This window comes from Nocardia neocaledoniensis, assembly GCF_003182135.1.
Taxonomy (GTDB): domain Bacteria; phylum Actinomycetota; class Actinomycetes; order Mycobacteriales; family Mycobacteriaceae; genus Nocardia; species Nocardia neocaledoniensis.
Genome location: NZ_QGTL01000001.1, coordinates 872,039 through 884,504 on the forward strand (window position 1 = coordinate 872,039; position 12,466 = coordinate 884,504).

The window sequence follows — 12,466 nt, forward strand, 5'->3', positions numbered from 1 at the left end:
CGTTGTCGCATCCAGCTACGCGCAGGCGGCCAGGACCAGTTCGCGGACCTTGGCGGCGTCGGCTTGACCGCGGGTGGCCTTCATGACGTCACCGACGATCTTGCCGGCGGCCTGGACCTTGCCGGAGCGGATCTTCTCGGCGATGTCGGGGTTGGCGGCCAGGGCCTTGTCGACCTCGGCCTGCAGGGCCGAGTCGTCGCTGACCATGCCCAGGCCCTTGGCCTCGACGATGGCGGCCGGCTCGCCCTCGCCCGCGAGGACGAAGTCGACGACCTGCTTGGCGACCTTGTTGTTGACGGTCTTCGCCTCGACCAGCCCGATCACCGCGGCCACCTGGGCGGGCGTGATCGGCAGGTCGGCGAGGGCGACCTCGCGCTCCTTGGCCTTCTCGGTCAGGTAGGCGACCCACCAGGAGCGGGCCTCGTTGGCCGGGGCGCCCGCCTCGACGGTGGCGATGATCAGGTCGAGCGCGCCCGCGTTGACCAGGTCGCGCATCACCTCGTCGGACAGACCCCACTCGGCCTGGATGCGCGCGCGGACCAGCCACGGGTACTCGGGGATGGTGGCACGCAGCTCGTCGACCCAGTCCGCGGACGGGGCGACGGGCTCGAGGTCGGGCTCGGGGAAGTAGCGGTAGTCCTCGGCGGTCTCCTTGCGGCGGCCCGCGGAGGTGGAGCCGTCGGCCTCGTTGAAGTGGCGGGTCTCCTGCACGATCTCGCCGCCCGCGGTGAGCACGGCCGCCTGCCTGCGCATCTCGTAGCGCACGGCCACCTCGACGCTCTTGAGCGAGTTCACGTTCTTGGTCTCGGTGCGGGTGCCGAACTCCTCGGCGCCGATCGGCATCAGCGAGACGTTGGCGTCGCAGCGCAGCGAGCCCTGCTCCATCTTCACGTCGGAGACGTTGAGCGAGCGCAGCACCTCGCGCAGCGCGGTGACGTAGGCGCGGGCCACCTCGGGCGCGCGTTCGCCGGCGCCGGTGATCGGCTTGGTGACGATCTCGATCAGCGGCACCCCGGCCCGGTTGAAGTCGAGCAGCGAGTGGCTGGCGCCGTGGATGCGCCCGGTCGCGCCGCCCACGTGCAGCGACTTGCCGGTGTCCTCCTCCATGTGCGCGCGCTCGATCTCCACCCGGAAGGTGGAGCCGTCGTCGAGCACGACGTCGAGGTAGCCCTCGGTGGCGATCGGCTCGTCGTACTGGCTGATCTGGTAGTTCTTGGGCTGATCGGGGTAGAAGTAGTTCTTGCGCGCGAAGCGCCCCCACGGGGTGATCGAACAGTTCAGCGCGAGGCCGATCCGGATGGCCGACTCGACGGCCTTCTCGTTGACGACCGGCAGCGAGCCGGGCAGGCCGAGGCACACCGGGCACACCTGGGTATTGGGTTCGGCGCCGAATTCGGTGGGGCAACCGCAGAACATCTTGGTCGCCGTGGACAACTCGACGTGGACCTCCATGCCGAGCACCGGCTCGTACCGGGAGATGACATCGGCGTAATCCATCAACTCGACCGTGGGTGCGCTCATGCCTAGCAGTCTATGTAAGCCCTACCGGACCGGGATGTGCTGGGTGAGCCAGTCGGTGACGTAGGTCAGCACGGCCGGGTCGATGGTGGTCTCGATGGTGGCGTATTCGCTGGGCTTGCCGGTCTGGGTGGGCTGCATCAGGTGGTTGACGTCGGGGAAGGTGTGCACGGTCGGGTCGGGGGCGCCGGCCAGATTCGCCCGCATCGGCCCCTCGTTCTGGGCCGCGGGCACCTGGAGGTCCTTGCCGCCGAAGAAGGCGAGCACCGGGATCCGCAGTGCCTCCAGCGCCGGCTTCGGGTCGTAGGTGACGAACGAGGTCATGTACGGGGTGCTGAAGGAATCGATGGCTTCCTGCGGCGCGCGCTTGTCCTCGGGCTGGGCCTGGTTGTGTTGCTCGGCGTAGGCCTTCGCGCCCGCGGTGTCGCCGGCGCGCAGCAGGCCGGTCCAGCGGGTGAGGTAGTCGATCTGGGCGTCGATGTCGGACCGGGGCGCGCCCTCGGCTGCCATGATGATCTTGTTCTGCTCGATCAGCACGTCACCGCCCACCACGGACGGACCGGCCATCAGCACGGTGAAGGCCACGTTGCTGTCGGGACGCGCGGCGACCAGCGGCGCCAGATACCCGCCCTCGCTGTGCCCGAACAGACCCACCTTCGCCGGGTCGATCTCGGGGCGGGCGCGCAGGAAGGCCACGCCGGCGGCGGCATCGTCGGCGAGGTCGTCGTAGGTGGACTGGTCGAGGTTTCCGCTGGTCCCGCCGACGCCGCGGTCGTCGACGCGCAGCACCGCGTAGCCGGCGCGGGTGAAGGTGTCGGCCAGCAGCAGGAACGGGCGATGGCCCATCAGGTCCTCGTCGCGGTTCTGCGGGCCGCTGCCGGTGATCAGCAGCATCGCCGGGAACGGGCCCGTGCCTTCGGGTTCGGTGAGGGTGCCCGCGATCGTGACGTCTCCGCTGGAGTAGCTGACGTCCTCGCTGCGATACGGGTACGGCGGCACCGGGTCCTGCGGCTTGCTGGTACCCGCGACCGGCCCGCGGGTGAACACCAGCGGCGCGCTCTGCCCGGACTGCACCCACTCACCGGTGAGCTGCTCGTCCGCGAGCTTGCCGTGGAACTTCGGGTCGCCCGGCACGTCGGGCATGGTGAACTCGACGCGATCCGGATCGGTGCGCACGTCTTTCAACGGCGCGGCGCGGACACCCTGGACCGGGATGTCGATGGTGGCCGAGCCGTCCGCGGCGAAGCTCACCCCGATCGAGACGGACTGACCGCCCGCGACGAGGTCGCCGTGCCACGGCCCGAGGACCGAGGGACCGGCCTGCTCGTTCGAGGATCCCGAGCAGCCCGCCACCAGCGCGGCGACAACGAACAGAACCGTGACGATCACTCGACCGGGGCGCATACCGCCACGGTACCGACGCGCACCGACATCTCAGCCGAAGAAGGCCTGCGCCTCGCTGAGTCGTTCCGCCGGCACCCGCTTGAGCTGCTTGGTGGCCTCCGAGAGCGGCACCAGCCCGATGGACGTGCCGTGCAGGGCGACCATCTGGCCGAAGTGCCCGGCGTGCACGGCCTCCGCGGCGTGCACGCCGAAGCGGGTGGCCAGGATGCGGTCGTAGGGCGTGGGGCTGCCGCCGCGTTGCACGTGGCCGAGGACCGTGGTGCGGACCTCCTTGCCGATGCGGCGTTCGATCTCGGACCCGAGCTGCTGGGCGACGCCGGTGAACCGTTCGTGCCCGAATTCGTCGATGCCGCCCTCGCGCAGCGCGAACCCGGAATCGGGTGCGGGATGGGCGCCCTCGGCGACCACGCAGATGAAGTGCTTGTCGCCGCGCTGGAAGCGGCTCTTGATCATCGCGCACACCTCGGCGACGTCGAAGGGCTCCTCGGGCACCAGGGTCAGGTGCGCGCCGGCGGCGATGCCGGAGTTGAGCGCGATCCAACCGGCGTGGCGGCCCATCACCTCGACCAGCATCACACGCTGATGCGATTCGGCCGTGGTGTGCAGGCGGTCGATGGCCTCGGTGGCGATCGAGAGGGCCGTGTCGTGGCCGAAGGTGACGTCGGTGCAGTCGATGTCGTTGTCGATGGTCTTGGGCACGCCGACCACCGGCACGCCCTCGTCGGAGAGCCAGCTCGCCGCGGTCAGCGTGCCCTCGCCGCCGATCGGGATGAGCGCGTCGATCCCGTTGTCGTCGAGGGTCTGCTGGATGCGGCCGAGCCCGGCGCGCAACACATCCGGATTGGTGCGCGCGGTGCCGAGCATGGTGCCGCCCTTGGCCAGCAGCCGGTCGGTGCGGTCGTCGTTGTGGATGCGGATCTTGCGATCCTCGAGTAGGCCGCGCCAGCCGTCCTCGAAGCCGACGATCGCGTCGCCGTAGCGGCCGTTCGCGGTCCGGACCACCGCCCGGATCACCGCGTTCAGCCCTGGACAGTCTCCGCCTCCGGTCAAGACTCCGATGCGCATGGCGTTCATCTTGCCGCACCGGCGGCCATCAGGCGCAGTGACCTCCGGCCAGTTCGTCCAGGTGCCCCGAGACCAGCGTCGCCATCTTGTCGAGCATGGTCATGCCGTCGTTGAACGAACCCGAATCCGGTTGCGCGGCGAAGGCGATCGCGATCCGGCCCGAGGGCGAATCGATGAGCCCGAACTGGCGGACCAGGTATTTGCCCGACGGGTCCGGACCCCAGCCGCCCTTGAATTCGGCGCTGGTGAAGGCGCCGAGCCCCCACCGGTGGCTCGGCACGATCTGCTGCATCAGCCCCACCACGCGCTGGCTCTGCGCGATGCAGGGCAGTCGCGAGGCGAAGCGCACCTGGTCGGCCAGCGTCCATTCGGCCTGGCCGTAGATCGAGGCGTCGGCGCGGGTGCGCTGGGTGGGCACGGTGGTCTTGGTGTCGCCGCCCTCGCGCAGTACCCCCTCCACGGCCGCGGCCGCGTCGGCGCCGGACCCCAGCGACTGCCACAGCGTGTCGGCGGCGCCGTTGTCGGAGGCGGTGATGGCCGAGCTCGCGGTGGCGCTGTAGGAAGCGTTGTTGCGCAGCGCGGCGATGGCCAGCGGCACCTTGATCGTCGACCAAGCGGGTCCGGAGGTCCAGCTGCCGAAGGTGACCATCTTGTCGCCGCCGACCGGCATGATCGCCAGCCCGACACCCCCGCGGAAACCCTGCTGCAGGGTGGCGAAATCGGCGGCCAGACTGCCCGGGAGCGCGATCGAGAAGCTTCCGGCGCCCCCGCCCGGATCCACCGCGGCGGCGCTCGTCCTGGTGGGCTGGGTCGGCGCGGGCTTCGGATCGTCGCCACAGCTCGCGGTGAGCAGGGCGACGGTCCCCAGCAGCGCGGCGAGCGCGGTCCGGACCGGACGCCGATCTTTCGTCATCATGTGAAGCATCTTCGTTTCTAGACTCCCCCGGGCTTCGGCGCCGGGTTGGCGATCCCGACACCGTACTGGGCAGTATTGCCGATCGCCCACCGCGGGTACGAAACGCTCAGGTCAGACGGTGTTCACCCGAGTAGATGTTCATCGTTTCCCCGCGCAGGAATCCCACCAGGGTGAGCCCGGAGTCGGCCGCCAGATCGACCGCGAGCGAGCTCGGCGCCGAAACCGCGGCCAGGATCGGGATGCCCGCCATGACGGCCTTCTGCGCGAGCTCGAAGGAGGCCCGGCTGCTCACCACGAGCATCAGCTCGGCAGCGGGGATCCGGTTCTCGCGGACCGCCCAGCCGATCACCTTGTCGACCGCGTTGTGCCTGCCGATGTCCTCGCGCAGGGCGAGCAGGGCGCCGTCGGTGGTGAACAGGCCCGCGGCGTGCAGGCCGCCGGTGGCCTCGAACAGCTTCTGGCCCGCGCGCAGCTTCCCCGGCAGCTCGGCCAGGGTGTCGATCGCGACCGTGCCGGAGTCGGGCCGGATCGGGTAGCGGGTGTGGGTGCGCACCTCGTCGAGCGCGGTCTTGCCACAGAGTCCGCAGGCGCCGGTGGTGAGGAAGTTGCGGGTGTGCAGCGGCACCGGCGCGCGCAGGCGCACGTCGAGCACGTTGTAGGTGTTGCGGCCGTTCTCGTCGGTCCCGGCGCAGTAGCGAGCGGTGACGAGATCGTCGGCCGAGCCGATGATGTTCTCGCCGAACAGGAATCCGTGCACCAGATCGATGTCGTCGCCAGGGGTGCGCATGGTGACCGTGAGCGACTGCCCGTCGACGCGGATCTCCAGCGGTTCCTCCACGGCGAGGGTGTCGGGTCGCTGGATGCGGCCGGTCGGCGACAGCCGGGTGGTCTTGCGCCGTGCGGTGACTCTGCTCATCTGGGCTGCCGATCGGTTCGGTGGCGGTCTCGCCTCAGCCGGTCGCGAAACCGGCGACGAGGTTGATCGTCGTCGCGAGGATGACCGTGCCGAAAGCGTACGACAGCAGGCAGTGCCGCAGCGCGACGGCACGGATGGTCTCGTCGGTGACGTTGGTGTCGGAGACCTGGTAGGTCATGCCGAGGTTGTAGCTGAAGTAGAAGAAGTCGCGGTAGCTGGGCTCGGCCTCGATGTTGAAGTCGATCCCGCCCGTCGGCTCCTGGTAGTAGATGAAGGCGTAGCGCGCCGCGTACATCAGATGCACCGCGGCCCAGGACATGAACACCCCGGCGAGCGCGGCCGCCGCGGCGATGTCGCCGGAGCCGGAATTGCGCAACACCAGGACCACCACGATGCCGACGAGCCCGCTGAGCGCGGCCGCGACCACCGACAGCTCCTCGACGAACGGCTGGAAGTCCTCCGCACGGGCGAGTTCCCTGGTGCGCAGCGCACTCATCGGCCACAACACCAGCCAGCCCGAGACCACGAAAGCCGTGGCGGCCAAGACGATTCCGGCGAGCACGCCCAGCGGTGGCTCGGCCCAGATCCCGACGATCAGGCCGGCCGACAGGCCGATGAGCACCGCCACGACCAGGCGGGTGAGAGCGGATTGCGGCAATCGGGCGCTCATGTCCGTGGACCCTACCGAAGGATTGCCGTCTCATAGCTGAATTCGATCGCCGGGAGTGAAGTCGGTTTCGCGAGCGGTGTCGGCGAGGGCGGTGGTGAGCACCGACGCGGGCTCCACGGCCGTCGTGACCAGCGCGATCCGCGCGGTGACGGCGGGGTCGGCGAGCTCGAAGACCCGCACCCGCGCGGTGGGCCCGAGGGTCGAGACCCAGGGTTGCGGGACGATACAGGCCCAGCGACCGGTGCGCGCGTGCTCGAGCAGGGTGGCCACCGAGTCGCTCTCCAGCTGCGGCGACGCGACGAGTCCGCGCCCGGCCAGCGCGCTGTCGATGAGCTGGCGGCCACGCATTCCCTTGGGCAGCAGGCACATCCGCAGTTGCAGTGCCTCGGTCCAGCTGATCGTGTCGGCGCGGCCGGTGAGCAGCTCGGCCCCGGCGACGAGGACGTGGCGTTCCTCGTAGAGCGACAGGCCGGTGAGGCCCTCGGTGTCGACGCCGTCGGCGTAGACGATCCCCGCGTCGAGCTCGAAGCGGCGGATCCGCTCGACGATGTCGCGCGAGCGCAGGCTCGTCTCGACGCGCACCCGCACCAGCGGATGCGCGGCGCAGAACGGGTCGGTCAGTTGGGTGACGGTGCCCGACGCCGCCGGGATCACCCCGATGCGCAGGTCACCGGTGAGACCGGTGCGCAGCGCGGTGACCTCGTGTTCGAGGGCGTCACGGTCGGCGAGGATCCGGCGGGCCCACAGGACGAGCCGCTCGCCCTCGGGCGTGAGTCCTTCGAAGGTTCGCCCCCGCCGCACAAGCGGCACGCCCAGCTCGCGTTCGAGCTTGCGGATGGCCTCCGAGAGCGCGGGCTGGGAGACGTAGCAGGCCGCGGCCGCGCGCGCGAAATGGCGTTCCCTGGCGAGGGCGACGAAGTACTCGAGTTGCCGGAACATGCGCCCCCGGGTCAGTCGTCCTCGTCGTCGGCGGCCTTGTTGCGCGCCTTGGCGATCTCGAGCGCGCGCTCGGCCGTCGCCTGATCGGGGTAGGGGCCCATCCGGTCGCCGTACCAGCAGGTCTTGCCCTGCTCGGCGGTGCGGTGCTTGAGGCAGTAGTACCACTGGTTGTCGTCAGCCATGACGCCAGTATGCATCGGTTCGCATACCTGCGGCGGGAACCCGGGCGCCGGTTCGCGGATCAGGAGCGCCACAGCGATTCCCACCGCGACACCGATCACCGTGTCGACGGCGCGCTCGGTGAGCATGGTGCGCGGATCGGTCGGCGCGGCGAGTTCGGTCATCGACATGATCAGCGGCGTGAAGAACCCGAGCGCGAGCGCGTAGTGGCGGGCCATGAACAGCTCGGTCGGGTACAGCAGCGCGATGATCGCCAGCGCGAGCACCGTCGGATTCGGCCCCGGCAGCAGCAGCGGAGCGGTGACCGCCAGGCCGAGGAAGGTGCCGAGCACCCGGTGCAGGCCGCGCGAGATCCGGTCGCGCGAGGTCGCGGCGGCCAGCGGGACGGCGGCGCCCGCCATCGCCCAGTTGGCGTGGCCGACACCGAGCAGCAGCCCGATGCCGCCGGAGATCGAGATCGCCAGCGCGTAGCGGCCGGACTGGACCAGCGAGACCCGACCGGTGCGGTGCGGTGCGATGCTCACCGGCAGCACGCAGGCCCCCGCGCGGCGCGCGCGGCGGGTGCAGTCGAGATAGCCGACCGCCACGCACAGCGCCGCCGTGATCGCGCAGATCAGCAGCGCCGCGAGCGGATCGGGCTGCTGGCCGGCGACCATCGCGATCGCGCCGAAGGCGAAGATGCCGAAGAAGGGCCCCTCGGGGCGCAGCCCGAGCCGGTCGGTGACCGGCGAGGCGACCGCGGCGAACACCGCGACCGCCGAGACCAGGACGACCGGCGGCGCGTGCCAGCGCGCCAGCGCGATGCCCGCGCCGACCGCCCCGACCAGCATGACCGCCGCCTCGCTCTGGTGGATCAGGCGTTGCCGCTGCGCCTCGGCGAATCCGTACATGCCGGTGAAGGAGCCGAACACGGCGTAGATGAGCAGGTCGGTGCGGCCCGCCGCGGTGAGCAGCAGGCCGGGGATCGCCAGGCCGACGAACACCCGGGCGGCGGGCAGATGGTCGATGTCGATGCCGGTCCGCCGAATCAGCGGGCGCGCCCGGGTTCGGGTGGTGGGCAAGGGGTCCTCCGGCATCGGTTCAGGGGGTCTGGAATCGCATCGTCACCGACTGACCACACCGTCGTCAAACCGCTTCTGCGCAGGTCAGAGTCTATTTTTCGGAACGGACCTGCGGTGATAACCCGAACCTATCGAGTGCTCGGAAATCGGTCTTGGACCTGCCGGGTCGCGCGGGCCGACAATCGAACCGCGACACGCGCGATGGCGGTGGGTCGAGCCCGGACCTACGCCGTCCCGTGACCTCGGGCGGCGAGAATCCCAGACGGAACACCGACAGGCTTCGAAGAATCTCGACCCGCAGCACCGCTGAAACGTCGAAGGGAAGATGTCATGGCTGACGGTCCGTACACCCCGTATGACCCCGACAGCGGGCCGAGCGGCGACGCCGACCGCGCCGCGGTGCCGAAGTTCAAGCCCTACCATCATCCGGCGGCCGGGTGGGGCGCCGCGCTGTCGGTCGGCAAGTTCATGGTGCTCGACGAACACGAGCCCCTGCTCGGCACCAAGGCCGTGCTCAAGATGAACCACCCCAAACATGGCTTCGACTGTCCCGGCTGCGCCTGGCCGGACGCCACCGACGGCCTGATGCTCGACGTGTGCGAGAACGGCATCAAGCACGTGACCTGGGAGATGACGCACAAGCGCTGCACCCCCGAGTTCTTCGCCGAGCACACCGTCAGCGAGCTGGCCACCTGGAGCGACCACGATCTGGAGGACCAGGGCAGGCTCACCCACCCGATGGTCTACGACGCCGCGACCGATCACTACGTGCCGATCAGCTGGCCCGACGCGTTCGAAATGGCGGGCAAGGCGCTGCGCGAACTCCCCGATCCGAATCTGGCGTCCTTCTACACCTCGGGCCGGTTGGGCAACGAGGCCACCTTCCTCTACCAGCTGATGGTGCGCGAATTCGGCACCAACAATCTGCCCGACTGCTCCAACATGTGTCACGAGGCGAGCGGGCGCGCGTTGCAGGCGGCGCTCGGCACCGGCAAGGGCACCTGCGACATCGACGACTGGGACAAGGCCGACGCGCTGTTCGTGATGGGCATCAACGCGGCCTCCAACGCGCCGCGCATGCTGACCGCGCTGGCCGAGGCGCACAAGCGCGGCGCGCAGATCGTGCACGTCAACCCGCTGGTCGAGGCGGGCGCGCGCAACACGATCATCCCGCACGACTTCGCCGCGATGGCCACCTTCCGCGCCACCGACACCAGCACCATGACCCTGCAGGTGCGCATCGGCGGCGACTTCGCGCTGCTGCGCGGCATCGCCAAACACGTACTGGAGGAAGCGAAGACGGACCCGAAGGCGCTCGATCACGAGTTCATCGAGCGCTACACCGTCGGCTTCGACGCCTATGTGCGCGAGGTCGAGGCCACCACCTGGGCCGAGATCCAGCGCCAGTCCGGGCTGAGCGAACAGGAGATCCGCAAGGCCGCCGGGATCTACTGCGACGCCGACCGCACCGTGATGAGCTGGTGCCTCGGGATCACCCAGCACGAACACGGCGTCGACACGATTCGCGAGATCGTCAACGTGCTGCTCCTGCGCGGCAATCTGGGCCGTGAGGGCGCGGGGCCGTCACCGGTGCGTGGGCACAGCAATGTGCAGGGCAACCGGACGTGCGGCATCGACAACAACCCCACCGCGGAGTTCCTCGACCGGCTCGCGCAGGTGTGCGGGATCGACCCGCCGCGCGCGAACGGCTACGACACCGTCGCCACGATCCAGGCGATGCGGGCGGGCAAGCTCGAATTCTTCCTCAGCATGGGCGGTAACTTCGTGGCCGCGGCCCCGGACGCGGCCTACACCTTCGCGGCGTTCCAGAAGTGCGGGTTCACGGTCAATGTGAGTACCAAGCTCAATCGCAGTCACGTCATCCACGGCAAGCGCGCGCTGATCCTGCCCTGCATCGGTCGCACCGAACGCGACATCCAGCGCGGCGGGCCACAGATCACCTCGATGGAGAACGGCATGGCGGTGGTGCACATGTCGCGCGGCATGAAGAAGCCCGCGTCACCGCATCTGCTGTCGGAGCCGGCGATCCTGGCCGGCATCGCGAAAGCCGCACTGCCCGAGACGAAGACGCCGTGGGAGTACTACATCGAGGACTACGACCGCATCCGCGACACCATGTCGAAGGTGCTGCCCGGTTTCGAGGACTACAACCGCCGGGTCCGGCTGCCGCTGGGCTTCCGCATCCGCCAGCCCGCCCGCGAACTGATCTTCCTCACGCCCTCGGGCAAGGCCGAGTTCTCCACGGCGACTCTGCCCGACATCACCAACCCGCCGGGCGTGCTGACGCTGGCCACCCAGCGTTCCCACGATCAGTGGAACACCAGCATCTACTCCGACAACGACCGCTACCGCGGCGTGAAGAATCTGCGCACGCTGATCTTCATGAACACCGAGGACATGCGCGAACGTGGCCTGCGCGAGTTCGACGAGGTCGACATCACCAGCACCGCCCGCGACGGATCGACCCGGACCCTGCACCGGTACAAGGTGATTCCCTACGACATCCCGGCGGGCTGCGCCGCCGGGTACATGCCGGAGATGAACGCACTGTGCGCGATCGGCGACTACAGCACCGAGAGCGACCAGCCCTTGATGAAGAGCGTGAAAGTCACTGTGACGCGGTCCAGCTGAGCGGTGACCGGCCGCGGCTCCCTACGGGGCCGCGGCCGAGGCGTGTCAGTAGACGTAGACGACCGCGTTCTCGCCGCCGGTGCAGGTGACGAGCTTGCCCGCCGGCGTGCAGTCCATCGTGTAGGTACGCCCCGTCACCGGGCTGGTGGCGACGACGGACCGCGGACCGGCCGCGCTGCCGCCGCTGGCGTACGCCGCGCGGACCGCCTCGGCGAAACCACAGCTGGTGACCGTGCTGCCGATCGCGGCCTTGCCGAAAGCGCCACCGGTGGAGCCGGATTCGCACGGTTGCGCGCCGGCGGGCAGGGTGACCGGCCCGGCCGAAGTGGTCGGCGCCGCCGTGGTGGCGCGCGGGGCCGTGGTGGCCGCTCCCCCGCCACCGATCGGCGCCGCCGAGCTGGGCGCGGCGGCGGTGTCGGTGGCCGAATCGCCGCCCGACATCAGCCGCCAGCCGATCGCGCCGCCGATGACCAGCACCGCGACGGTGAGCACACCGACCAGGATGGGCAGCAGGGCCTTGTTCCGGCCCGAATCCCGCTGCTGCCAGGCGGGTTCCGCGTACCCGGGGTCCGGGCCGTACGGGTCGGCGCCGTAGGCGGGGTCGCGGTAGGCGTGATCACCGTAGGCATTGTTCTCGTCGTACTGCGCGTACGCTTCCTGCCCGCCGTACGGTTCGTCCGACGGGGCCTGGTGCGCGGGGAACGGCGCGGCGCCACCGCGATACTGCTGCGTGGCCTGGGCGCGTTGCGGATCCGGCGCGCCGAACGGCTCACCGCTGGGCGAGGCGCCCTGGTAGTGCTGCGTCGGCGCCGATCGCTGCGCGTCGAACGCGGCCGGGTCGTACTGCTCGGTGGCCGGGCCCTCCTGGCCGCCGTACTGCCTGGTCGCCGCGACCCTGCGCGGGTCCTCCCCCTGGCCCGGCACGCCGCGGTACTGCTCGGTCGGGGCGCCGAACCGGTCGGGCGCGCCGGACTGCGGCTCGCCGAATCGATCCGGGTCACCGAAGCCACCGGCCGGTGCGCCGAAGCGGGAGTCCGGGCCGGGCCGGTCGTGGTCGTCATCGAACCGGTCCTGGCCGGACGCGAACCGCGCGGGCTGTGCGGTGCGGTCGTCATCGAAACCGTCCGGCGCGGAACCGAAGCGAT

9 protein-coding genes are annotated in these 12,466 nt (G+C 70.1%); 1 reads left to right on the top strand and 8 read right to left on the bottom strand.

The genetic code is table 11. The annotated features are described in order from the left end of the window. Positions 1 to 15: 15 nt before the first annotated feature. The 8 genes from gatB to DFR69_RS35645 all read right to left on the bottom strand — a co-directional run bounded on the left by gatB (position 16) and on the right by DFR69_RS35645 (position 8,669). Positions 16 to 1,521, bottom strand: a complete 1,506-nt coding sequence (gatB, locus tag DFR69_RS04030; protein ID WP_110035974.1) for an Asp-tRNA(Asn)/Glu-tRNA(Gln) amidotransferase subunit GatB — start codon at positions 1,519 to 1,521, stop codon at positions 16 to 18. A gap of 21 nt (positions 1,522 to 1,542) precedes the next feature. After that, on the bottom strand, positions 1,543 to 2,922 hold the full coding sequence (locus DFR69_RS04035; RefSeq protein ID WP_110035975.1) for an alpha/beta hydrolase family protein: 1,380 nt from the start codon (positions 2,920 to 2,922) through the stop codon (positions 1,543 to 1,545). Positions 2,923 to 2,952: 30 nt separating this feature from the next. Then, entirely contained in the window at positions 2,953 to 3,987 is a 1,035-nt protein-coding gene (locus DFR69_RS04040) for an ATP-dependent 6-phosphofructokinase (protein ID WP_110036153.1), read from the bottom strand. Between the two features lie 28 nt (positions 3,988 to 4,015). Continuing rightward, a complete protein-coding gene (locus DFR69_RS04045; RefSeq protein WP_244198063.1) occupies positions 4,016 to 4,900 on the bottom strand; it encodes a hypothetical protein in 885 nt (294 codons plus the stop codon). A 109-nt stretch (positions 4,901 to 5,009) separates the two neighbouring features. Next, complete coding sequence (fdhD, locus tag DFR69_RS04050; protein ID WP_110035977.1) at positions 5,010 to 5,819, bottom strand: formate dehydrogenase accessory sulfurtransferase FdhD; 810 nt, start codon at positions 5,817 to 5,819, stop codon at positions 5,010 to 5,012. A 34-nt stretch (positions 5,820 to 5,853) separates the two neighbouring features. Beyond that, positions 5,854 to 6,489 carry a DUF1345 domain-containing protein gene (locus DFR69_RS04055; protein ID WP_110035978.1) on the bottom strand — a complete coding sequence of 212 codons (636 nt, stop codon included), beginning with the start codon at positions 6,487 to 6,489 and terminating at the stop codon, positions 5,854 to 5,856. Between the two features lie 30 nt (positions 6,490 to 6,519). Further along, positions 6,520 to 7,428: a LysR family transcriptional regulator gene (locus DFR69_RS04060; RefSeq protein ID WP_110035979.1), complete on the bottom strand. Its 909-nt coding sequence runs from the start codon at positions 7,426 to 7,428 to the stop codon at positions 6,520 to 6,522. 11 nt (positions 7,429 to 7,439) lie between these two features. Further along, positions 7,440 to 8,669, bottom strand: coding sequence for an FUSC family protein (locus DFR69_RS35645; protein ID WP_308633203.1), 1,230 nt, complete (start codon positions 8,667 to 8,669; stop codon positions 7,440 to 7,442). A gap of 330 nt (positions 8,670 to 8,999) precedes the next feature. Here DFR69_RS35645 and DFR69_RS04070 point away from each other — a divergent pair, with 330 nt between their 5' ends. Next, positions 9,000 to 11,321 (top strand): FdhF/YdeP family oxidoreductase, encoded by a 2,322-nt coding sequence (locus tag DFR69_RS04070; RefSeq protein ID WP_244198064.1) that lies wholly within the window; start codon positions 9,000 to 9,002, stop codon positions 11,319 to 11,321. Positions 11,322 to 12,466 lie beyond the last annotated feature (1,145 nt).